21 protein-coding genes, 1 tRNA gene and 1 pseudogene are annotated in these 21,518 nt (G+C 50.8%); 6 read left to right on the top strand and 17 right to left on the bottom strand.

Annotation, left to right across the window (positions count from 1 at the left end):
- Nucleotides 1-243: 243 nt before the first annotated feature.
- The gene (locus C1N59_RS18280; RefSeq protein ID WP_394550013.1) at nucleotides 244-1,125 is read right to left on the bottom strand and encodes a hypothetical protein; all 882 of its coding nucleotides are present in this window, start codon (nucleotides 1,123-1,125) and stop codon (nucleotides 244-246) included.
- Between the two features lie 361 nt (nucleotides 1,126-1,486).
- On the opposite strand from C1N59_RS18280, the gene C1N59_RS18275 reads away from it, so the two are divergent.
- The gene (locus C1N59_RS18275; RefSeq protein ID WP_394550012.1) at nucleotides 1,487-2,035 is read left to right on the top strand and encodes a hypothetical protein; all 549 of its coding nucleotides are present in this window, start codon (nucleotides 1,487-1,489) and stop codon (nucleotides 2,033-2,035) included.
- A gap of 475 nt (nucleotides 2,036-2,510) precedes the next feature.
- Here C1N59_RS18275 and C1N59_RS18270 read toward each other — a convergent pair whose 3' ends face one another.
- Nucleotides 2,511-3,050, bottom strand: a complete 540-nt coding sequence (locus C1N59_RS18270; RefSeq protein ID WP_324029156.1) for a hypothetical protein — start codon at nucleotides 3,048-3,050, stop codon at nucleotides 2,511-2,513.
- 407 nt (nucleotides 3,051-3,457) lie between these two features.
- Entirely contained in the window at nucleotides 3,458-4,009 is a 552-nt protein-coding gene (locus C1N59_RS18265; protein WP_367144278.1) for a GNAT family N-acetyltransferase, read from the bottom strand.
- Between the two features lie 134 nt (nucleotides 4,010-4,143).
- Between C1N59_RS18265 and C1N59_RS18260 the strand changes: the two genes are divergently transcribed.
- Complete coding sequence (locus C1N59_RS18260) at nucleotides 4,144-4,545, top strand: VOC family protein (protein WP_394550011.1); 402 nt, start codon at nucleotides 4,144-4,146, stop codon at nucleotides 4,543-4,545.
- A gap of 175 nt (nucleotides 4,546-4,720) precedes the next feature.
- Here the strand turns inward: C1N59_RS18260 and C1N59_RS18255 are convergent, their stop codons facing one another.
- A complete protein-coding gene (locus C1N59_RS18255; RefSeq protein WP_394550010.1) occupies nucleotides 4,721-5,149 on the bottom strand; it encodes a GNAT family N-acetyltransferase in 429 nt (142 codons plus the stop codon).
- Between the two features lie 589 nt (nucleotides 5,150-5,738).
- Between C1N59_RS18255 and C1N59_RS18250 the strand changes: the two genes are divergently transcribed.
- Nucleotides 5,739-5,834, top strand: coding sequence for a YciI family protein (locus tag C1N59_RS18250; protein ID WP_394550912.1), 96 nt, complete (start codon nucleotides 5,739-5,741; stop codon nucleotides 5,832-5,834).
- Nucleotides 5,835-6,540: 706 nt separating this feature from the next.
- Here the strand turns inward: C1N59_RS18250 and C1N59_RS18245 are convergent.
- From C1N59_RS18245 to C1N59_RS18230, 4 genes are all read right to left on the bottom strand, one after another.
- Nucleotides 6,541-6,888 (bottom strand): low molecular weight protein tyrosine phosphatase family protein, encoded by a 348-nt coding sequence (locus C1N59_RS18245; protein WP_324030705.1) that lies wholly within the window; start codon nucleotides 6,886-6,888, stop codon nucleotides 6,541-6,543.
- On the bottom strand, nucleotides 6,860-7,111 hold the full coding sequence (locus C1N59_RS18240) for a hypothetical protein (protein ID WP_375094280.1): 252 nt from the start codon (nucleotides 7,109-7,111) through the stop codon (nucleotides 6,860-6,862). Before C1N59_RS18240 ends, C1N59_RS18245 begins: the two co-directional genes overlap by 29 nt.
- Nucleotides 7,112-7,485: 374 nt before the next feature.
- The gene (locus C1N59_RS18235; protein ID WP_394550009.1) at nucleotides 7,486-8,148 is read right to left on the bottom strand and encodes a glutathione S-transferase; all 663 of its coding nucleotides are present in this window, start codon (nucleotides 8,146-8,148) and stop codon (nucleotides 7,486-7,488) included.
- 370 nt (nucleotides 8,149-8,518) lie between these two features.
- Nucleotides 8,519-9,082, bottom strand: a complete 564-nt coding sequence (locus C1N59_RS18230; protein ID WP_394550008.1) for a TetR/AcrR family transcriptional regulator — start codon at nucleotides 9,080-9,082, stop codon at nucleotides 8,519-8,521.
- Between the two features lie 127 nt (nucleotides 9,083-9,209).
- On the opposite strand from C1N59_RS18230, the gene C1N59_RS18225 reads away from it, so the two are divergent.
- Nucleotides 9,210-10,619 carry an amidase gene (locus C1N59_RS18225; RefSeq protein ID WP_394550007.1) on the top strand — a complete coding sequence of 470 codons (1,410 nt, stop codon included), beginning with the start codon at nucleotides 9,210-9,212 and terminating at the stop codon, nucleotides 10,617-10,619.
- Between the two features lie 559 nt (nucleotides 10,620-11,178).
- Here the strand turns inward: C1N59_RS18225 and C1N59_RS18220 are convergent.
- From C1N59_RS18220 to C1N59_RS18205, 4 genes are all read right to left on the bottom strand, one after another.
- The gene (locus tag C1N59_RS18220; protein WP_394550006.1) at nucleotides 11,179-11,733 is read right to left on the bottom strand and encodes a hypothetical protein; all 555 of its coding nucleotides are present in this window, start codon (nucleotides 11,731-11,733) and stop codon (nucleotides 11,179-11,181) included.
- 53 nt (nucleotides 11,734-11,786) lie between these two features.
- On the bottom strand, nucleotides 11,787-12,992 hold the full coding sequence (locus C1N59_RS18215) for a conjugal transfer protein TraF (protein WP_394550005.1): 1,206 nt from the start codon (nucleotides 12,990-12,992) through the stop codon (nucleotides 11,787-11,789).
- A gap of 96 nt (nucleotides 12,993-13,088) precedes the next feature.
- On the bottom strand, nucleotides 13,089-14,078 hold the full coding sequence (locus C1N59_RS18210; RefSeq protein ID WP_394550004.1) for a conjugal transfer protein TraE: 990 nt from the start codon (nucleotides 14,076-14,078) through the stop codon (nucleotides 13,089-13,091).
- 173 nt (nucleotides 14,079-14,251) lie between these two features.
- A complete protein-coding gene (locus tag C1N59_RS18205; protein ID WP_394550003.1) occupies nucleotides 14,252-14,800 on the bottom strand; it encodes a pili assembly chaperone in 549 nt (182 codons plus the stop codon).
- A gap of 195 nt (nucleotides 14,801-14,995) precedes the next feature.
- On the opposite strand from C1N59_RS18205, the gene C1N59_RS18200 reads away from it, so the two are divergent.
- Complete coding sequence (locus tag C1N59_RS18200; RefSeq protein ID WP_394550910.1) at nucleotides 14,996-16,549, top strand: TraI domain-containing protein; 1,554 nt, start codon at nucleotides 14,996-14,998, stop codon at nucleotides 16,547-16,549.
- Nucleotides 16,550-16,578: 29 nt separating this feature from the next.
- On the top strand, nucleotides 16,579-17,544 hold the full coding sequence (locus tag C1N59_RS18195) for a tyrosine-type recombinase/integrase (protein ID WP_022622363.1): 966 nt from the start codon (nucleotides 16,579-16,581) through the stop codon (nucleotides 17,542-17,544).
- Nucleotides 17,545-17,825: 281 nt separating this feature from the next.
- Here the strand turns inward: C1N59_RS18195 and C1N59_RS18190 are convergent.
- The 5 genes and pseudogenes from C1N59_RS18190 to C1N59_RS18170 form a co-directional block, all read right to left on the bottom strand.
- Nucleotides 17,826-17,901, bottom strand: a tRNA-Phe gene (locus C1N59_RS18190).
- A gap of 106 nt (nucleotides 17,902-18,007) precedes the next feature.
- Nucleotides 18,008-18,586, bottom strand: coding sequence for a division control transcriptional repressor DicD (locus C1N59_RS18185; protein ID WP_006121703.1), 579 nt, complete (start codon nucleotides 18,584-18,586; stop codon nucleotides 18,008-18,010).
- Nucleotides 18,587-18,650: 64 nt separating this feature from the next.
- Complete coding sequence (locus C1N59_RS18180; RefSeq protein ID WP_394550002.1) at nucleotides 18,651-20,351, bottom strand: protein-disulfide reductase DsbD; 1,701 nt, start codon at nucleotides 20,349-20,351, stop codon at nucleotides 18,651-18,653.
- The gene (gene cutA / locus C1N59_RS18175; protein ID WP_394550908.1) at nucleotides 20,327-20,641 is read right to left on the bottom strand and encodes a divalent cation tolerance protein CutA; all 315 of its coding nucleotides are present in this window, start codon (nucleotides 20,639-20,641) and stop codon (nucleotides 20,327-20,329) included. Before cutA ends, C1N59_RS18180 begins: the two co-directional genes overlap by 25 nt.
- A gap of 57 nt (nucleotides 20,642-20,698) precedes the next feature.
- Nucleotides 20,699-21,453, bottom strand: a pseudogene (locus C1N59_RS18170) (anaerobic C4-dicarboxylate transporter family protein).
- Between the last annotated feature and the right edge of the window lie 65 nt (nucleotides 21,454-21,518).

The following is a 21,518-nucleotide window of genomic DNA, read 5'->3' as shown; positions in this document are numbered from 1 at the left end:
TTGATTCACACAGAGTGCTGTTAGCAATGCTCAAAGTCGCTTATAGCGGACCTCTCCAGCTCAATAAGCCCATCCGCTTTGTGCCATAAGCGGACGCTGCTGAAATGATGCCGGATTAGTTAACGGGAAGCCGGCCGTTTGACCAAACTACGCTGGGGCGGTTCAGTTCCGAATCTGAATGAAATAAAGGATCCCGATTCGGATCCCATACCCTTTTGACGCCTTATGGAGTAAGTGAAATAGTCAGTCCCAGTATTCATATTTCGCCGTCATTACAGCGTTATGTTTGTTCACAAACTGTTTACCGGTAGGATTATTTGGGGTGATCGTGATATCCATATTAGCGCGGATGCAATCTCCACGTGAGTTCCACTCCTGACAGGTGGCGAACTTTTTTTCAATGGTGAAATACGTCTGAGTCTGACTCATGGTCAACTCACGGCCCTCGTTATCGTAGCCAAACTCTTCAATGGTTGAGGGTGATTGCGTTTTGATCAGCCGATGACTGGCATCATAACTATATACAATCGTATTATTATCTATTGCCATACTTCCTTTGCTCGCCGCGCTTGCCAGTAGTCCCGATGGAGTTAAGGCATAGTCGATTATGCTCACTTCGATTTTTTCTTTACCTTCCGATTTCGTGGACGCGATACTCGAACGAGTAACTGCGCGACTGACAATTCCTTTAACGTTAAGCAGATAGATTCCCTCAAGGGTCTGCCGATATAACTGACTTGATTTCTGACTGTTTTTATCGGCTGTGATCCCGTATGAGTCTAGCTGAATGCGCCAGCCAAATTCCGTTTTATTCAACCGGATTTCAGAGGTTGCCGTGAAAACTGTTTTCTGCCCTGAGGAGGTTTTGACCTCTTTCATACGGCCACCAATCAGCTCACCACATTTACTGAAGTTGCTTTGAAACACTGTGCGGAGATACCCATCAGGACTATCAATAGTCATTGATACAGATTTAGGTATTCCCGTTATTATCTGCCGGTTACTCAGGATGAAGTCGTTCAGTTTGTTCTTAGCTAAGATTTCCGCAGTGCATTGTGCTGCATAAGTCTGAGATGTGCAGAGCGAAAAAAGAGTAATAAATAGACTTTTATAATTGAATGACATTATTTGCTGTCCTTATTTTCTGGGCGGGCTTGAATCATAACACGATGTGGAATTCGGTGTGATTCGTGGTCGGTTTGACCTGCTCCCCGTTGATCAACACGCCGCAATATTAGTAACGTGAAAGTGTGGCTACGAAATCAACTGCGAACTTCAGCTGTTCGCTCAAAACAGAAATTCTGTTCCTATTTGTATCATACGCGGATATCATTCTGCACTTCTGATTATGTGGCCTTTTTGCTATTATTTTCTGACCACTGCGTCTCATTGGCTATGTAAAGTTTACTATAAAGAACTGCTGGAAATAATATTATTGGGCTGGTAGAGTAATACCAATACACATCATGGTTAAAAAATTCAATTTATGTCTAAAAGAAAAAAAACGTTGGTTCTAGTTCCCTTCATCATCTCTTTTGCAATTACTGGATGTATACAGCGTGAGGTTGTAGTCAATCATGTGCAGGATGTTACCGGGGGAGACCGCGCTCAAGTGAGAATTGTTGGTTTTACAAGCGATACTATGATGTGGGGGGGGTTTGATTGCAATCAGCCTTATCAGATGCCTCCAAAAGGATACTATCCTGAAGTAAGAAAAACTGACGAAAGTATCCCTGCATATATTGACAAGGGTTTTAAAAAATCAAAATTGCCAGAGGGATTATATCCTCTTGACCGTGCAGAATATTATGTTCGAGCTGGAAAATTATTAGGAGTATGGCCTTCAAAACATCTTAGTGACGGTAGGCTTTGTGGGAATGTTTTTGCAATTCGCCCTGAAAAAGACAAACTATATGAATTCAGGAATCGGAATGACGACAATATGTGCTATTTTGAATTATATGAAATAAATAAATCCACTGGAGCAGCCACCAGAATGAACATGACAACCTATGTCGATGTGTGTCATAAATAGTTACATTACAGATGTGTATCACTGAATGATGGAATTTTAACAGCCTCGTTGAGGTGCTAGTGGCCTTTTGTTCAAGTGGCCGTAAAAGAACTTGACTAGGTCCCTGTTAATGAATACACAACAATGGAAGTAAAACTCCTAAATGTAATGACAACTGCGGAGGTCCGCTTTTCGCTCAAAGCGGTGACCTGCCCCCTGCAGATGAATACACGACCTAATCAGCAAACTCTTCTACTATCGGATAACTGCGAACGCCCGCTTCTCGCTCACAGCTGCCTAAGTTCTTTCCAGCATGCGACTTCGTGCCAGAAGCGGACATTGCTACCCTGGCGGTGTATTAATCGTAGGGGGCAGGTCAGTCATGTTGAATTTGACAGTCGCCGTCATATTGACGCCCACTTTTCGCTCATAGCGACCGTTGTGGCGCAAAAGTCCACTATATGCCATAAGCCAACGTTGCTAACATCGGAATGTACTAACTACTACTGTTTTTAGGGAATATAGCGCATCGAGTGATAGGACCATTTTCATATCCCTGAATAGTGAAGTTCGGAAAATCAGTTACTGACACCATGCTATCAGATTGATAACTTTCAGAGGCATTGCGAAGCTGAGATTCATTTTTATGGGCCAACTCAACAGAGTATGGACTGGTTACGTTGACACTGTTCGGATCGATTTTATGTGTTTGGCCTGTTTCGTCTGTTGTAACGGTAAGATGATAGCGTTGTGTGATAACAGGTGTAGTTGTGCCATAGGGTACAAACGTTGCAATGACCTGATACGTTCTAATTTTTCCTTGGTTTGAAATCACGGTCATACTGTTTTTAAAATCCAGTGTGACGGGCTTCTGGTCCACAATAATATTCAGTGGGACATGACAAATAACCTCGGTACCGATTTTTTGTTCTGCATTTAAAAGCATTACCTGTTCATGTGAGGCCGCGAAGCAAATTGTTTGGGACAGCAGAAGTGGAGCTAAAGCGAGGGTTCTGAACATAGTCATATTTTCCATTTTTATCATGCCATTCCAATATACTTGCCTCGTTACATCTTTGAAAAGCCCCCCTATATTATCAGGGGATGCTTATTTACGATATACATCACGCTAGCTTTCATGCCCGCATGCATACCCTTTGAGGAAGGCTATGATTCGCAGCTTTTTAATGTCAATATCTCGCTCATAGCGAACTTTCAGTTCAGTCAGCAAGTCCGCTCTGTGCCAGAAGCGGACGTTTCCAACATCTGCATGTATTAAACTTTCGAGAAGAGCTCTCACTTTATAGCCATGCAACCGCGCCAAAATTATCAGGGTCCTTTTTCACGATACAGTCGGGGTAAAAATGCCTAAAACGACCCTAAGGCCGCAGGATCGCACTGAGGGCCCCTGCGGGGGGCGGGCAAGTAGTCTTATGTTAAAAGCTACCGAGCAGCTCCCTCACTCTGACTTTTAACCCATTCGGTATGGGTCAGCGTAAACAGCATGCTGGCAGGCGCATTTTCCACATCATGAATGTCACGTACATACCGTAGTCCGGCATTCGCCAGGACCTTCTGCGATGCCAGGTGATTTGCTCTTACTACGGCAGATATTTCGGGCATCCTGAGCTCACCAAACCCGTAACTGACCGCATATTTAGCAAACTCTGTCGCCAAGCCTTTTCCCCATGAATCAGTGGAGAAACGGTATCCCAGGTTATTTATAGTGGTATCGGCATAACTGCGGATACTTAGCCCACCAAAGCCGATAATCCTTTCAGGATGCCCATTCAATGTGATAGCCCAGTTTCCGAAACCGTAGTCCTTCCAGTGTTTAAGCCAGCGAGCCAAGACATCGCGAGCATAATCAATATCAGGGTACGGACCGGCGGGATTAAACGTGTTCGTGGCAGGATCACCATAAATTCTGAAAAGGTCATCTGTGTCTGAGGTGGTTACAGGACGAAGATGTAGTCGGGAGGTAGCTAGCTGCAAAATGTCTCCTGAGCTTTCGTTGCATTCTGCGAGTTATGTTGCTGTTTTTATAACCATAATTATTCAGATTCACAAGAGCTTTTATGTTAAAAGAGAGTGTCCGAGCGTTATGCCTGAAGCCTGACGGAGGAGAAATGAGAACGCAAAAGCGATGCATGGGATACGTGGCGATTGTGGTCGATGACTACGACCGCGCGATTGAGTACTACATCTACAAGCTGGGCTTTACCTTGGTTGAAGACACGCCGCAGCCTGGCAAACGCTGGGTTGTGGTGACGCCGAACCCGGAAAGCGACTGTAATCTTCTCCTGGCCCGCGCTTCAAACGAGCGGCAGGAGGGCTTTATCAGTAACCAGTGCGGCGGGCGGGTATTCCTGTTCCTGCAGACCGACGACTTCTGGCGCGACTACAACGCCATGAAGGAAAAAGGCGTCCACTTCTGCCAAGAGCCGCGAGAGGAGGAGTACGGAATGGTGGTGGTGTTTGAGGACATTTACGGCAACCGCTGGGATCTCTACCAGAACGCGCAGCCCTGACCGCCTGAGGCTGCGCACATCCGGTGCGTGGCAGGGATGTTATGTTTATTGTTATGAAACTTCAGTCGTTATCAGTAAATGCCCGCTTTTCGCTCATAACGGACATCGTTCTGTTCGTTAATCACATTCGTGCCAGAAGTGGACTTTGTTAGACAGCACCTTAGGAGTAAGGAGCTCAATTATCGACGAGGTGTTTAACAAAGCGTTTCCTTACCTCACGGTATCCGTTGCTTTCATAAAACTGATGGGCCCTAATCCTTTTTTCACCACTCGCAAGTTCAATTCGAGAGCATTTTTTCTCTAGAGCGAGTTGTTCAGAAGTGGTAAGAAGTTTCTTGCCCAGCCCTTTTCCGCGGTAAGATTCATCAATGACTAGCGCTGAAATTATGGCCCATAAACCGTCTTCATGAACAGGGCAGATAAAGTTCACAACAATTACTCCACAGATTTTTTCATTGAATTCAGCAACTAAAACATTGAAACTTTCATCTATACCATTGATTTTACTGCATAAGTCATCAGGTTTCGTCTTGTAACCCAACTGAATAAAAAGTTCATGTAGTGAGGGAGCATCTCCTAACTCGGCAGTCCTTATCAAACACACTGAGGAAACCTCAAAAGTAGTACTAAGAATAAAACGTGGTTTTATCTATTAAATCAGAGGTTTTTGCAGGTTTCAAAAGGAAAAGCAGTTTTCAAGATAATGTATGCAAATTTCACTTGCTTAGAATGATGGCTAAAACCGAAGTAAGTCTATTTTGTGCCGTGGCGAGATACCTAAACCACCCAGACGATTTATCAAACTCCGTTCACATAGGGTTCCCCGAATGACATTAAGCCGATGTTCGCTTATCGCTCATAGCGGGGCGGACATTAGCCTGTTCGTGAGTCCGCTTCGTGCCAAAAACGGACGTCAACGCTTGATAAAAAGTCATCTTTAGTGCTTATTAACATTCAGGAATCGGCATCCAAAATGCTGCAAAATGGGAGAAGGAATGCTTTTCGCAATAAGGTTTACGGATCACCCAGGTGAATACAATGTCAGAAAACAATATCTTAATCCTCATTTGGACTGGTTAAAGCAAAAACGAAGTGTGGTTCTTGCTGCTGGTTAATTACGTGAAAAAAATAACGATCAACCTGTCGGAGCTCTATGGGTAGTTAAGGCTGAGCATGAAGAAGAAGCCTTATCCATATTTTCCGATGACCCTTTTTGGATCCATGGTTTACGAGCATCGGTTGAGGTTTTATCGTGGAGCCTCGCTTTTGAGGACATGCTTAACGCTTAATGTCTGCTTTCTCATAGCGGACCTTCAACTTAGTTACCTTGTCCGGTTTGTGCCAGAAGCAGACGCTTTCAACATCTGCGAGCACTAATCATTGGAGAGTAGATCTCACTGCATAACAATTCAGATACGCCGTAATATTCAGGGGGCAATTTTCAGGATTGTGGCCGGAAAAAAAGGCGCCTAAAACGCTTCGTTCGCCGCAGAATTGCGCTGGGGGCGTCTCAGGGGGGGACGGCCAAGAGATGTTATGATAAATCCGATTTCAGGGCAGGAGCCGACGTGGAAAATTTCTGTGTAGGTGGGCTAATGCTTTATAAAAAATATCCGATAATCCATTTATCCCCACACCAGGGAACTATAAGAGCCTCTGTCTTGCTCAGCCCCGTTTTACGGGGCTTTTTTTTGCTATTCCTAGGTTTCCTGGCCAGGTTTGAAGTGTGCCGTTCCTGCTGGTTTCGGCATGGAATTTAGAAATAATTATGAACGTTAATCACATTGTTCAGCCCGCTACGAAAGATGGCGGGTTTTTTCATTTCATACGTGGCTGGGTTGTTATGTTTAATGTGTCAGAACGTCCCTATCGCTATCATGCTGACTTCCGATTTTCGCTCATAGCGGACCTCCAACTCAGTAAGCCTGTCCGCTTTGTGCCAGAAGCGGACGTTGGAAAATAAAGAGGGAAATAAATAGCAGAAAGATAAAACGCTTATTGGCTCTCAATTTCTTGATCGGTTAGTCCCAATTTTCCCGGTACGATATCTTTGAATATTGCTATCAACTCAGGAGCCATAAAAAGGTATTCGTCAGCGATATCGAGCACATGCAGAGGCTTGAATGCGATGATCCTGCCGTATTGGGCCACTAAGCGGTTTTTGTGCTTCTGTTCCATCACACAGACAACATCTGCCCATTGAAGCAATTCGGCAGAGACTCTTTTTTTTGCATTCCGGCTAGTCCCAGCGGAAAGTACGGCAAGAGATGGATAACGGCGGAACACCTGTTCCGCCGTGGGGCTTCGCCATTGATTACGACTGCATATAAAAAGTACGTTCATCAGAATAGTAGTACTCTTCCAGACCTCTCAAGGCAAGCTGTTGGTTAGTAATACGTGGATACTCAAGCCCGAGTTGTGCGGCACGCAACAATTTATCCGACCGCGTGTAAAGCATCTTCCAGTTTTTTTCGCCACGGAAGTTCAATAAAGTCTTGCGGATATCACGAGACTTGTTACGTCGCTTCTGTGCATTGCGCCAATCTCTAGTACGTTTAGTTTCCATTGTTCCACTCTCTCAGATTAATCGGGTCAGCAGCCGCGATAATACGGGGAGAACGAACTGGAGAAATATAGCTTTTTACGGAGAAAAATTATAGTCCGGATTATGGTGAATCATTGATCTGCTCCCGACCAACGAATACACAGCTATGGAAGCAAAATCTCCAGGCCTAATGACACTACAGACGTTCCCTTTTCGCTCAAAGCGGACCTTCATCTCAGTCAGCCTGTCCGCTTTGTGCCAGAAGCGGACATTACCGGTGCACAGTGACGTGATTTAGGTCAGTTTTTTAGTTACCGTTACATTTTAGCCTGTCCTGTTCCCGCCACTGCACACCGATGGTGTGGAGGATTAAACGGATTTGCCCGGCAGAATAATTACGCCTTTCTGCGTAAACGCTCCTCTTCTACCAGCGCCTTCCACTGCTGGAAGGACGGCCTTGCCTGCATACGCTCATACCACTCGCGTAACGCGGCGCACTCTGAAGGTACCTGCAGGTTCACTAACTCAGAGAAAATCATCCCTCCGATAACCGCTATATCTGCCATTGAGAAGTTCTCACCGGCCACATAAGGTTGTTTCTGCAGAACGCGGTCAAAATAATGCATTCCCCGGACCGCCTTGTCCTGCATCCGGTTGCCCCACTCAGGGTTCTGATAAAGTTCAACCTCAGGGCCTAAACCCGGAGTGGCGTGATGGAAATACACGCTCACTGCGTCAAGGAACTCAATTTCAGCGCGCTTGGTCATCATATGAATGACGCCCTGTTCCGCCGGAGTGGTGCCCGTCAGAGAACGTGGTGCAGTCAGCGCGTCCAGATACTGCGTGATGGCCGTACACTCTGCGATAAGCGTACCGTCATCAAGCTCCAGAACGGGAAGCGTGCCAGAGTAGTTAATGGCAAGAAATTCGTTTTTCTTGTGTTCGCCCGTCCATAAGTTAACAGGCACAAACTCTGTATCAGAAAGCAGTCCTTTCTCAGCAAGTGCAATGCGAACGCGTGCGGGATAAGGACCGTCATACCAGTCATAAATTTTCATCAGCAAATGTTTCCTTTGTGTGAGTAAGTTCAGGTCTAAGTAGCAAAACTAACTAACTAACGGTAGGTAGTTATGCGACAAAGATTGAGGCAATTTCGGATGGCTGTCAATACCTACCTTACGATTGTTAGTTTTTTTTATTCGATCTTTCCGGGACGTCCTTAATTCGATTAAGGGACCGGCAGGGAGGAGTACTATTGTTTCGATAGCGCAACAAGCCGCGAGTGTAACCGGTGAGGCGCCTGAGTTAATTTGCCCGCCTGAGCGGCAGAGTGGTGCCAGCCGTTTTATACCAGACCGCAGCGCGCCCGTATGGATTTTCTGAAAGAGGTTCAGGCAGCGCCAGCTGAAGCGGACGGCCGCCTGATTTTTACTGTGGTAGCAGACCCGCAAGCTTGTAGCCCTCAATGAGCTCATCAAACAGCAGAATATTGTTACGGCTTCTGGCCATCAGCTGCGCGCCCGCAACGGCAGAAAAAATGGAGCCGGCACGGACTCTACTCTCTCCTGACGCGGCAATACCGGCCTCATGCAGCTGCCCTGCCAGCCAGTCGATGTTGATGTCAGCAAACTTTTGCACCTCATCCCTGACCGGTTGCGGCAGGTCATCGTACTCAGCCGACATAAAGCTCCCCAAACAGAGCCGGTTCCCGCTCTCGAGGGATCGGCGAAATATCTGCGGGTAGCGGCGCAGACTTTTCTGCGCATCACCTTCACTTTCCCTCAGCATTTCTAGGTCACGCGCGGTGTCCTCCCAGTAACGCCGGGCTACCGCTGCACCTAGCTCGGCCTTACTCGGGAAGTGGTAGTAAATGCTGGCAGCCTTAATTCCCACCTCGTCGGCCAGTCCGCGTATATTCAGGCCAGTGTAGCCGTGCGCCTGCGCCGCCAGCCGGGCTGCGTTAAGAATTTCGTCACGGGATGTTTTGCTCATAATTTCTTTTCTCCGGTAGCTCAGGCAACAATTCTAACATTTGTTAGGTAAGTATTGACAGTCTGATTTAAGGGTTCTAGATTAAACCTACCAACTGCTAGTTAGATTATCGAACCGAGGGTTTATCATGAGCAAAGAAATTTATTATTCAGATGCTACCGACCTGGCCAGCATGATACGTAACCGCGACGTTACGCCGGTTGAAGTGATGCAGGCGCATCTCGATCGCATCGCTGCCACCAACCCGGACGTCAACGCGATAGTCACGCTCGCAGAGGACGCACTGAAACAGGCCGAAGCGGCGGAAGCTGCTGTGATGAAGGGTGAGAAACTTGGCCCACTACACGGCGTTCCCTTCACCGTAAAGGATTCTATCGACACTGCCGGCGTGCTGACTCAGCGCGGCTCACCCATCTTCAAAGGTCGTCTGCCGGATGCAGACGCGACCAGCGTGGCGCGTCTTAAAAAAGCGGGCGGGATCGTGCTGGCAAAAACCAACCTGCCGGAATTTTCGTACTGGATTGAAAGCGATAATCTGCTGTCCGGCCGCTCTAATAATCCCTGGGACCTGACCCGCACGCCCGGCGGCTCGAGTGGCGGCGAATCTGCTGCAATAGCCGCAGGCATGTCCCCGCTGGGACTGGGAACGGATTTGGCCATTTCAGTGCGTGGACCCGCCGCGCAGACAGGTATCACCTCAATGAAAGCCACCCACGGAAGCGTGCCCATGACAGGCATCTGGCCTCGCGCGCCGCGTCGCTTCTGGCATGTCGGCCCAATGGCCCGCTCGGTACGCGACATTGCACTGGCATTCTCTCAGCTTTCCGGACCCGATGGCCATGATGCGTTCTCCAGCGCCGCACCACTGCATTCAGGCGGTCTGCCGCCAGTGCCGTCACGCCCTTTACGAATTGGCTGGATGACAGGCCCGGGCTTCGGTCCGGTTGATCCGGAAGTCGCAGCGGTAGTTAAGGCGGCAGCGGATGCGCTGAAAGAGCCTGGCGTTGTGGTGGAGCACGTCGGAATTCCCGCGCTGGAGCAGGATTTTGCACTGGACGTCTTCAACCGTTTGCACGTTATGGAGATGAAGCCGGCTTTTGCAGCGGCAACGGTCGGTTGCCGCCCCGATGAAATCTATAAAATGGCAAAAACCATGCTGTCACTGCCTGATACGCCGATGTCGGACTTCATTGATGCAGAGCAGGCCGCAGAAAGGCTGCGTGATGGATTTGCGGAATACTTTTCACGTTACGACGCGCTTATTACGCATGTACTCCCCATCCCGGCGCACAAACACGGCGCAGACAGGTTTGTCATCGACGGTCAGAGCGTTGATGCCACCTATCTGCAGGGTGCCACGGTTCCACTGAACGTAACCGGCCTGCCGGGGATCGCGCTGCCGTTCGGTAAGAGTCGTGAGGGGTTGCCCATCAACGTGCAGATTATAGGTAAATGGCATGATGAACACGTTATTCTCCATATTGCTTCTCTGCTCGAAGCAGTGAGTCCCGTTAAAGGTTCTCATCCGTCACTGTGAATATGGCCATGCCCCACGATAACTGTGGGGCATGTGAAATAGTTGCTCGGGGTGCAATAACAAGATCAACCAGCATGTCCGCTTTTCGCTCAAAGCGGACGATTGGCGTTGAAGATCCACTTTGTGCCATAAGCAGACAGTGACAGCATCGATATGTACACATATGCGGGAGGCAGATCATCTGCTGAGCGCCCGGCCCGGCATGTCTTAAGCCGGGAATTTACGATGTCGTGTGGTCTGGTCGCGGTTGCAATTTACTAGATAAGCAGGGAGGCTAAGCCATGAGCGAGTTTCTGGCCAAATTAGATGCAAATCCGCCGCAATGGGCAGGGGAGACGATTGGTGCCTGGACAGCCGGCTGCGGCTGCACGGCAGATTTCTTAAACGCCATTACAGGGCTAACCCCTCCCGATGCTCCCCTGAGATATTAGTAAATAAAGTCTCGTTTGATAAACGGATCACCGTATGAATATGAGCCTCATCCGTGCAAAACACCTCATAGACAGTATGCTCTTTCATGGTTCTTAGGCACCGGATAGTCCGGTGCCAGCTGACAGCCTTACTCCGCTTCACCGCGTGCTCCCGCATGAATCTGACTGAAAAGTCGCTTCGTCCATGCATCAGTGACGTGCTTTGGATCGGATGAGATATACGTTGATACAACAAAGCTCCCGGCTTTGTTGCCGGTGGCAACCGTGCCTTTGAACGTCCGGCGAACCTCAATCGTCAGCCTGTCATTTCCGGCCCAGTTCCTGGACATTCGGTAATAACTGCCGGGATCTGCCGACCAGCTGGTGCCCTCTGAAATGGCTGAGGCTGACCAGCCCGAATTCTCCTGGCCGCTGTTGCGTGCTGCAGCCACATCCCCGTCGGATACGAAGCCAAACTTTTCTTTCAGACGCATCGCCACGGTATCGGCTGGTATGGCAATGGGGCCGTAGGCATCACTCACCTGATTGCGTTTTTCCACTGTGGTCTGGTCTTTCACGTCTGAAGGCATCTGATTGCCGTCATTCAGCGAACCAAACTGGCCGATACCGCTCATGAAGCTGCTGCAGCCTGTAAGCGTGGTCGCCAGCACAATGGCAGACAGTTTGAGGGCTTTTTTTGACATGCTATTCTCCGGTTAACAGGCGGGCTGCACCCGGCAGCCCGCGTTGTTCATAATCAGAAAGTGAAAGAAAGCTGCGCGGCAGCGCCATAGCTGCGGTCTGTGCCGGCCATTCCGGTCAGGTCGAGATGCACGACGTTGAAGGGTGAAATCCCCACACCGGCGGTAAACATGCTGCGATCGCTGTTGCGCATGTCTGCGCGGTAACCGGCACGCAGCTGCGCCCAGTTCCAGGCATTCAGCTCAGCACCCACGCCGGCATACTGCGCTTTTTCATCCGAGGCAAAACCGCTGGCCGGTGTCAGGTCAACGTCTGTGGCCAGCGTGACAAAACCATTGCTCCACGCCGTGCCGGCAGTCGCCTGCGGGCGGATCTGGAACGTGTCCGTGATGCCGTTGATTTCAAGCGTACTGATGTTACGTGCCACAAGGTTCTGTCCGGTCAGTCCGACTGTCCACTCTGGCGTCAGCTGAACCGCAAAGCCGACATCGACATTTGCGCCGCTTTCGGAACGCTTCCAGTCGCCGCTGCGAAAATCTGACGCGCTGTAGTTACCGACGGAAACGTTGTAGTTCCAGGTATCCACGCGCTGGACCTTTGGCGTGATGCCGACAGAAACCGGCGTGTCAGCCAGGGTAAACTGATGCGCTGCGGCGATACCGTATTCCGTGACCAGTGCGGCGACGCCCTGCGCCCGGGAGGTCATCTGGTCAGTATCCGTCTGAGCCGGCGAGAAAATGCCGCTCTGTGCCGCATCGAGATACGCCAGGTCACGCTGTGTGATATCGGTGCGGACCTTCGCCTGTCCCCAGCCTTTGGCCACAAAGGCGAAAGGGAGGGTGTCACTGGGAATGGCAATCACCGCAGAAAGCCCGGCACTGGCATGCCCGCTGTCGCCGTCGACGTCCTGCAGGGCCTGTTTAAGCGCGGCCGCCTGTCGTGAGCTGTTGCCGGTGCCTGCTGAATCGCGGAAGTTGTCAAAGGTGCTTTTTACCCTGTCCAGTCCGTCACGCAGATTATCCGGATCGCTGATTTGTGCCCCCACGCCCGGCAGAATGAGCCCGACGTCGTCACCGGCAGCGTGGCCGGTCATCAGCGCGGGGTTGGCCAACGCTGCTGCCAGATAATCTGAAGAGGCCACGCCGGTTCCCCCCATGGCGTCGTTACGTGCTTCGATCCATGTTGTTGCGGCATTGACTGACGGCACGGCTGAAGCCAGTAATGCCAGGATAATGCTGCGGGTTAACAGTTTTGCTTTCATCACTTATTTCCTTTTTCTTGTTTTTGACAAAGGGGTTTCCCTGATGCTGACGCACCAGTTAAATAAACAGACCTGGTTTTTGTTATTTAAATACGGTTAACCGAAGCTCATGACTTCTTTCAGATAGTCTTCCCATTCAGGCGTAATATGAAACGCCGGATTTATGAAGGGTATTAATGCCTCCTTGTTCCACATGAAATTTTTCCCAGGTCTGAGCTTGCCCATAATACTTTCATCAGTAACGCATGAGACCGAAAACGGCAACTCAGAGCCCTCTCTAAGACTGTCAAATAATCTGCCTGGTAATTTTCGAAAAGAAATTTGAGCAACCCTTCCTTTTAACCGCAGTAATTCACAGAAAGAGAGAAAAGCGTTTGTCTCTGATTCATTGCTGACCGCAAGAGGGACCACGCCGGTTAAATAATTACTTTCAAAGGACACGCCATTGATATATTTATCCCGGGTCGCAGTGATTACCATCTCGTGTCTGAAATTCAGTGCTGGCTCACCTTCATTATGCTGACGTCTGTAAAAACGTAAGGAGTTAATCACTGTATCTTTATGCGGCAGAAGGCATTCAGCTGCCTGCCAGAAGTCACGCAGTACCACGGACGGAACCGGAAGGATGTCTTCTCCGGCGAGCCAGCCGGACTGAACACCGAACCATGACGCAATCTGCTCCAGCACAGGCAGGGTAAGGTGATCAAGCGTGCGCTCCCGGTTCTCAAGCACGCTCATGCCAATGTTCAGCTCAGAGAGTATTGTGGCCACCTGCGCGACATTAAGGCTGTGGCGGTCCATCAGGTGCCAGAAGCGCTCATAAACGCGGTTTACCGAGGCATTGCGGGGCGCTGTGGTTTCTGTCATGACGCCCTCAACAATCACATTGACCAGCTCTGAAACGGAGATGCCAAGCTTGTGTGATACCTGATTCACAAATTCCCGTGATGCCGGCCGGAAACGAATGGTCACTGGCGGACTTACCGTTTTCTTCCCTTCCGCAAACTGCTCAAGCAGCTGCCTCTGTTCATCGGTCTGCTCTAAGGCGACCCGGGACAGGACTTCTGTCAGATTCATGCGTTTCATAAAGGCCCTGGTGTTGGCTGAATGAGAAAATATTTTGTTAATCTTTTCTGTATTCGGTGTGAATACAGTACCTGGCAAAACCGCGTGTTGTATAACGCGATATTTCGATCGTTCAGATCGAATACATATGTGTAATCAGTGTGAACATTCCCTTTGTGACTTAACACCCGAAATTATTTTTCCGGTTCAGAAGTTTTTTTCAGCAGCATCACCGGCCACCGGGTCCGGGACGGACAGCGCCAGTGCCACTGCCGGAAGAGGATTTCCAGCTGCATCAGCGCGCGGGCTGAATCCCGGAAAGGGACGCTGGTCAGCCTGCTGCGGTAAGACCAGCCCCGCACCTTAAGGTATGTCCTGAGCCTGGCCGCACGGGCAGGCGTCAGAAGGTGCGAAGCAACCACGACGGTTTTTCCCCCGGCTAAGGCGGCTTCCGTTAACTCAAACACCCCCGACCAGAACCAGCGCACGCGCTCAGGCGTGAGCCCGACGGTTGGCTGCCAGGGGGACAGATGAACGGTGATGCGTTTTCTGCGGCTCAGCATGCAGGGCTTCCTGAGCACCTGACGGGTCAGCCAGTCGAGGGGTCTGAGCAGAAACGGAGAGAGTGCCGTAAGCAGCCACACAAAAAAGAATGCGTCACGGATGGATGAAATAAAAAGGCTGATGCTGCCGGACAGCGTCAGCAACAGCAGAAGGTACAGCGCTACCAGACGTTGCTGCATGAGTGTGTTCAGTTTAATTAAAGGATGGTTGCGCAAGAAAAGCACGGGACGTTAAAACCGTCCGCCGTTAATCCTGAATCCGTTCCTGAAAATTAACGCAAGCAGAATATCTCTCTGCACTGAATCCAGGATTAACGTTGCAAATGACACCCCGTCTCTTAGCGTTACGTCATTTCAGATAAAGAGCGGGTGTTGATGGAACGGGTGATGAAGTGGCTGACGGGGCGGGGAAACAACAGGCATTCAGGGCAGCCGGCGGATACGGTCGTCAGAGAGGTGGCTTTTCGCCCGGTTCTGGAGGGCAGTACGCTTTTGCAGACGGAGGAGCGACGCAGGTTTGTCAGAATGCTGGCAGATAACAGCCCGCTTTCACAGTCCGTGACTGATGCGTGGTGGCTGAAGCCAGCGCAGGCAATGCTTGAGCGTGTGCAGGACTGCCCGGCCGCATGGAACGGTGCATATTCGTCACCGGGGGGATTTGGCGACCTGAGCCTCGGCGTGGCCGTCCGGGCGGTCAGGCTCGTCAGAGGAATGATGCTGCCGCCCGGCGCCACACCTGAAGAGCAGTCGGCTCAGGCCCCGGGCTGGGTCTGCGCGGTATTCTGGGCAGGCCTGTTTCATCATCTGCCCTGGCTGACGCAGGTGGAAGGCGCGACGCAGTCCGGAAAAATCTGGTATCCGGGGCTGCACACGCCGGACGGCCCGTGGCGGGTCCGGCCCGCAAAGACTGCCCGGGCTCAGGCCCTGACAGGTCAGTATATGGCGGCAAAGCTGCTGCCTGAGACCGGCATGCTGTGGCTTCACCAGTGGCCGGAAGCGTCACGCTGTCTTCTTCAGTTTCTGTCGGGTGAGCGTGCCGGTGCCGGAGTGCTTTACAGCATCATCATGCAGGCGCGGGAGGGGGCGGGTCTGGAAATGGGTGGTCTTTCAGATATTACTGGCACGTCTTCTGTAAACCCGGCACCGGAAATGCAACATGCTGATAATTACCCAAATTTAGCAGATAACGCACCTGTTCTTTTGTCGAGTCACATCATTTCAGCAAATGTTTCAGAGCCAATTGAAAACGAAGCGGCAACGTATACTCCCTCACAGGCAGCCGGAGAGGAGGCCAGTCCCGGAACAGAAAAACCTGAATTACCGGTACTGAGCTCCGCGCTGCAGTCTGCAATCGGCGGGAACGAAGCCACTGAGTATGGTTCAGACAGTGGAAATGAAAAGGAAGATACAGAAGTTAAGCAGGGAGTAGATTTACTTTCCGTGCTGGACCTGATGGCTAAAGGGGAGGCACCCGTTTTATCAGCCGGACAATCTACTGAGTTAACGAAGCAGGAGCAAACGGAAGACGGGAAGCCGGCGTACGACAGTGAACCCTCTGAGGGCAGTGTTTTTCTGGACTGGCTGCGGGAGAGCGTGGAGGCCGGAAAAATTACCGTTAATGAGTCCGACAGTCTTCTGCATGTACTGTCCGGTTTTATTTATATGATATCGCCCGATGTGTTTTTCCGGTTTATTTCCTCGCAGCCAGAAAATAAATACGAAAAAAACAAGCTGCAGAAAAACTTTGAATCACTGGGCCTTCATCACTCACGAAATGGTAAGGGTCTTTACTCTTACCATAAATATGACTCGCCGGATAAACGCGGTCAGTTCACCAAACTGTCGGGCTACATGATTAAGTCTGACATTATTTTAAAGAAAGGAAGCTGTCTTTCAGACAGCAAATGGCTCTTTCCAAAAAAAGAGTAATTACAGGGTTAATAAAATACGAGGTTACCATGTCTGAAAAAACGACCTTCGATGACATTCTGAACGACTATTTTTTCAGTAAGGTTCTCCGTCCAGCCAGTGAATGGAGCTACAGAAAGGTTGTAAAAACTTTCACAGAATTCAGTGAAGGTAAAATATTGCCTGAAAGTATATGTCGCCTTGATGTTCTTAAATGGCGACGTCACGTTTTGAACGAACAAAACTGCAGTAAACGGACATGGAATAATAAAGTTGCACATATGAGAGCGCTGTTTAACCACGCTATAACACACTCTCTCGTTACTGCCCGGGACAATCCGTTCAATGGCGTGGTCGTTAAGCCAGACCGTAAACGAAAGAAAACGCTTACCCGGGAACAAATGAAGAAAATTGATCTCGTAATGCATCGAAAAATTGAACAGGAGCAGATCGGTATTCATGATCCCCGGCCGAACGCGCTTGAACCCGCATGGTTCTGGATGACAGTGATTGAAACGCTAAAGTTTACGGGCATGCGTCAAAACCAGCTGCTGCATATAAGGCTGTGCGATGTGGATCTTAAGCAGGGTGTTATTGAGCTGAGACCTGAAGGCTCAAAAAATCATCGAGAACACCGGGTGCCTGTCACGGACAAGCTGAGGCCTCGCCTTGAAGATCTGTACCGTCAGGCTAAACAAATGGGCGCAAGGCCGAAGGATCAACTGTTTAATATCAACCGTTTCAGTCGTTTAAAAAAGAAAACCGTCACAGGCGGTAACATGGATCATCCCCCAATGCGGGCGTTTTTCAGGCGGCTTTCACGCGAGTGTCAGTGTGATATCAGCCCGCACCGTTTCAGGCATACCATCGCTACAGACCTGATGAAAACACCGGAACGAAGCCTGAATGACGTGAAAATGTTGCTGGGGCATTCAAGTGTTGCGGTCACTCTGGAGTATGTTGAAGCGAATATGGATCATCTTCGAAGGAATCTTGAAAGCGCATTTATGCTCTAGGACTATTCCTAAGTCAAATTTCTAACGGATTGATATCAGTGGAGGAAAATTAGCGCGGTTTCATTTACAGATCGTTGACACAAACCTTGTGAAAAGGTAAAAACCTGTAATTGAAATACTCGGGATGCGAGAAATCCGGATGATGTTACAGCATCATCCGGATTCTTAATCCCATAATCTTCAAGTGTAGAACGAATGCGACTCATCCTGCACGATGACGAAAAGGGATCTCTGTCTTGCCCGTTAAGGATCTCATCTCTTAACGAACAGGCTCTGAAGAGTGGTGCCCGAACCCGGAATCGAACCAGGGACACGGGGATTTTCAATCCCCTGCTCTACCAACTGAGCTATTCGGGCAACGGGGCGCATTAAACCGTAAAGGCCGCAGGCCGTCAACGGCTTTCATGAAAAAACCCTGCAAAACGTGACTGATTGCCTGAATTTCAGTCAAAGGCGTTGAAACTCACGCCAGTGCGCCATTTTTACGGCACAGGGCAATGCTTAATATATCTTCCGCCAGACGTTTGGCGACATCCACATCCTGCACATTGCGCTTGATCAGTAGCTTGCTTAAGCAGCCTTCCAGCACCAGCTCCATTTGATCGGCCACCATACTCGGGTTATCCAGACCCAGCGCATTTAAAATAGTGTGGGTAAATTCCCAGGAGGCGCGCTTCTGTTTTTCTGCCAGTTGATGAATGGGTTGATCGGGATGCGGATAGAAGCTGCAGGCGGCGATAAACAGGCAGCCGGGAAAGCGTCCCTTGGTGACATGCTCATTTAACCCTTCGTAGCGCGCCATTAACTTCTGTTCGGGTCGCAGTGCGCTGTTTTGTAATACCTCTTGTCGCCAGCTGTCGATTTGCTGGGCATGAAACTGCAATGCGTCGTAGAGCAGTGCGTCGCGGTCAGCCCAGAACTGCTCAAGTTGCTGCTCGCTGAGTCGCATCTCTTCGGCCAGGATTTTCAGCGACGAGGTGGACGCTAAGCCATTTTGTTCAAGCACGTTTAATGCATGGTCAAGTATCTGTTCACGTTGCAAACCGTTCTCCTCTGCGATGCAGGCCCGTTCAGGTCAACGGGCTGTGTCCAGGTTCCAGTGTTGTTTACTCACGCAGTTTCTGCAAATGTTCGTCAAAATCCTTTGGCTTCAGGAAACCGGTGATACGTGAACCGGGAATTTCTTTTCCCTGAGCATCAAAGAATAAAATCGTGGGCAGCCCCAGCACGTGAAGATGTTGCAACAGCGCATTATCGGTGGCCGTGTTCGCCGTGACGTTAGCCTGTAACAACTGGACATCTTTAAGACTGGCACGTACCGCACTGTCGCTAAAGGTGTACTTCTCAAACTCTTTACAGGCCACGCACCAGTCCGCGTACAAATCCACCATCGTCATGCGGCTCTGTGTCTGTTGCAGCGCCTGATCTAACTGGCTAACCGTTTGAACAGACTGAAAGGGAAGGTGCGCGATAGTTTGTTGTGGCGCGTCATTGCCAAACGCCCAGTCCTGCAAAGGGCGGGCGCTGATCAGGGCGGCGATCAGCATGAGCATTTGCACGATACGCCATTTGCCGCTGCTTGCGCGCAGGCTGGCACTGAAGGCCCACGCAAAAAAGGCGACGCCCAGCAGGCTCCATAAGCGCACGCCCCACAGCTCACCCAGCACCCGTTCCAGCAGGAAAACCGGCAGCGCGAGAATAACGAACCCAAACCCTTTCTTGACGGTCTGCATCCAGGGGCCGCTTTTAGGCAGGAAGCGGCTACCGAACAGCGTCACGGCAATCAGCGGTAAGCCCATGCCGATGGCATACAGCCACAATGTACCGGCACCCGCCAGCAGGTTACCGCTCTGTGCGATATAGAGCAGGATGGCACTGAGCGGCGCGGTGGTGCAGGGGGAACAAATTAAACCTGCCAGCGCGCCCATCAGGAAAACGCCGGGCAGTGAGCCGCCCTGCTGACGGTTGCTCCACAGCGTCAGACGGGTTTGTACGCTGGCGGGTAACTGTAGCGAAAACAGGCCAAACATCGACATGGCCAGCACTACAAACAGCACGGATAAACCGATCAGGACATAGGGATGCTGTAAGGCCGCCTGAAAACGCAGGCCAGCCGCGGCGACTGTCACGCCGAGCAAGGTATAGGTAAGCGCCATTCCTTGCACATAAACCAGGGCCAGCGCGAACAGGCGACCCAGCGAGTTGTTACGCTTACCGCCAAGGATAATGCCCGAAATCAGGGGATACATCGGTAAGACGCAGGGCGTAAATGCCACACCGATACCAATCAGCAACGCCCACAATGGCGAAAAGGGGAGCGGGCTGGCGGTGGCGGGCGGGCGCTCCCCTGAGTCTGCATCCGCGCTGGCGACAACGGGCGTGAGTGGAATGCTGCGCGTTTCAGGTGGATAACAGAAGCCTGCGGCAGCACAGCCCTGATACGTCACGCTCAGCGTACTGCCCCTGGCAGCCTGTTGTAGCGTGACGGGCACGTTCAGGTTCTGCGGATAAATCTCGCTCTTACCAAAAAATTCATCTTCGTGTGGCTGACCCGCTGGCAAGGCCACAGGCGCGATACGCGCATTGTTGGCGACGACCCTGATTTGCTGGCGGTAGAGATAGTAGCCGTCTTTAACCTTCCAGTGCAGATTGAGCTGTGCGCCCTGTTGGTCGAAATCAAAAGCAAAAGCCTGGTCGACGGGCAAAAAGCGGCTGGTGGTTTTGGGGGCAAACAGGTCAGCCTGCGCCTGCAGGCAGATAAACAGGGCCAGTATCAGGGTAATTAAGCGAGCGATGCGTGCAGCCATGACAAGTATTCACTGTCTCCATGTTGAACCGGAAGCACCAGCAGTTCTGGTACGTCATAAGGATGTGAGCGCTTAAGCAGATCGAGCAATGCCTGCTGATGAGCTGTATCGCATTTGAGTAACATCTGAACTTCGCTGGCCTGCTCCAACTGGCCCTGCCAGACGTAGTACGAGGTGGCACCCGGTAAAAGGGTGACACAGGCGGCCAGTCTGGCCTTCAGCACCTGGGTGGCAAGCTGCTGCGCGCACGCCTGGTCAGGGGCGGTGCAGAGGATGACAACGGCATTCATCATGAGGCTCCTGTTGAAAATCGCGTCGATGATAGCACGTTCACTGTGCGGCCGGGACTACAGCAGAAGCCCACCAAAAATAAAGCCGAACACGACAGACAGGGTGATGGCCAGCACGCCGGGAATGATAAAGGCATGGTTGAACACGAACTTACCGATTCGGGTCGAGCCAGTGTCATCCATCTCAACGGCGGCTAACAGTGTGGGATAGGTCGGTAACACAAACCTTTCAGCTCTTTTCCCAGGAAGTTAGTGACCAGCGCGGCAAGAAACAGCCCAACCATGGTAGCCGGAATGGCGATGGCCAGCAGCATGATATAGCTTACGCCGCGCGGTTCGAGCAGCGTGGCAAAGAAGACGACCGCCGCCGAGATTGGCGAGGCGGTAATGGCAACCTGAGATGCGACAACCGCCATCGACAGCGGACGAGAAGGACGCACGCCTTGCTCTTTCGCCACCTCGGCGATGACCGGTAGGGTAGAGAAGGCGGTATGACCGGTGCCCGCCAGCAGCGTCATCACATAGGTGACCAGCGGGGCAAGAAAGGTGACATAACGGGGATGACGACGCAGCAGGCGTTCGGCAAGGCTGACCAGGTAGTCCATGCCGCCAGCAACCTGCATGGCCGCAATCGCCGCGATGACCGCCATGATGATTTCAATCACATCAAACGGAATGGCACCTGGCTTCATACCAAAGCCAAGCGTCAGGATGAGCACGCCCATGCCGCCCGCAAAGCCAATACCGATCCCGCCAAGACGCGCGCCCAGCCAGATCGCCAGTACCACGATAAACAGTTCAACCAGGAACATGTGCCACTCCCGAAATGATGATGAGCCGAAAAGCAAACCCATCCTTTTAACAAACAAAAAGGCAC

Source organism: Pantoea sp. SGAir0183 (genome assembly GCF_043545505.1).
This window is presented reverse-complemented; position numbering and strand designations above follow the sequence as displayed.

What these genes read in the sequence shown, in the direction of transcription:
- C1N59_RS18280 (WP_394550013.1), bottom strand. Translation starts at nt 1,125, where the DNA reads ATGTCATTCAATTATAAAAGTCTATTTATTACTCTTTTTTCGCTCTGC.
- C1N59_RS18275 (WP_394550012.1), top strand. Translation starts at nt 1,487, where the DNA reads ATGTCTAAAAGAAAAAAAACGTTGGTTCTAGTTCCCTTCATCATCTCT.
- C1N59_RS18270 (WP_324029156.1), bottom strand. Translation starts at nt 3,050, where the DNA reads ATGGAAAATATGACTATGTTCAGAACCCTCGCTTTAGCTCCACTTCTG.
- C1N59_RS18260 (WP_394550011.1), top strand. Translation starts at nt 4,144, where the DNA reads ATGAGAACGCAAAAGCGATGCATGGGATACGTGGCGATTGTGGTCGAT.
- C1N59_RS18245 (WP_324030705.1), bottom strand. Translation starts at nt 6,888, where the DNA reads ATGAACGTACTTTTTATATGCAGTCGTAATCAATGGCGAAGCCCCACG.
- C1N59_RS18240 (WP_375094280.1), bottom strand. Translation starts at nt 7,111, where the DNA reads ATGGAAACTAAACGTACTAGAGATTGGCGCAATGCACAGAAGCGACGT.
- C1N59_RS18235 (WP_394550009.1), bottom strand. Translation starts at nt 8,148, where the DNA reads ATGAAAATTTATGACTGGTATGACGGTCCTTATCCCGCACGCGTTCGC.
- C1N59_RS18230 (WP_394550008.1), bottom strand. Translation starts at nt 9,082, where the DNA reads ATGAGCAAAACATCCCGTGACGAAATTCTTAACGCAGCCCGGCTGGCG.
- C1N59_RS18225 (WP_394550007.1), top strand. Translation starts at nt 9,210, where the DNA reads ATGAGCAAAGAAATTTATTATTCAGATGCTACCGACCTGGCCAGCATG.
- C1N59_RS18220 (WP_394550006.1), bottom strand. Translation starts at nt 11,733, where the DNA reads ATGTCAAAAAAAGCCCTCAAACTGTCTGCCATTGTGCTGGCGACCACG.
- C1N59_RS18215 (WP_394550005.1), bottom strand. Translation starts at nt 12,992, where the DNA reads ATGAAAGCAAAACTGTTAACCCGCAGCATTATCCTGGCATTACTGGCT.
- C1N59_RS18210 (WP_394550004.1), bottom strand. Translation starts at nt 14,078, where the DNA reads ATGAAACGCATGAATCTGACAGAAGTCCTGTCCCGGGTCGCCTTAGAG.
- C1N59_RS18205 (WP_394550003.1), bottom strand. Translation starts at nt 14,800, where the DNA reads ATGCAGCAACGTCTGGTAGCGCTGTACCTTCTGCTGTTGCTGACGCTG.
- C1N59_RS18200 (WP_394550910.1), top strand. Translation starts at nt 14,996, where the DNA reads ATGGAACGGGTGATGAAGTGGCTGACGGGGCGGGGAAACAACAGGCAT.
- C1N59_RS18195 (WP_022622363.1), top strand. Translation starts at nt 16,579, where the DNA reads ATGTCTGAAAAAACGACCTTCGATGACATTCTGAACGACTATTTTTTC.
- C1N59_RS18180 (WP_394550002.1), bottom strand. Translation starts at nt 20,351, where the DNA reads ATGGCTGCACGCATCGCTCGCTTAATTACCCTGATACTGGCCCTGTTT.
- cutA (WP_394550908.1), bottom strand. Translation starts at nt 20,641, where the DNA reads ATGAATGCCGTTGTCATCCTCTGCACCGCCCCTGACCAGGCGTGCGCG.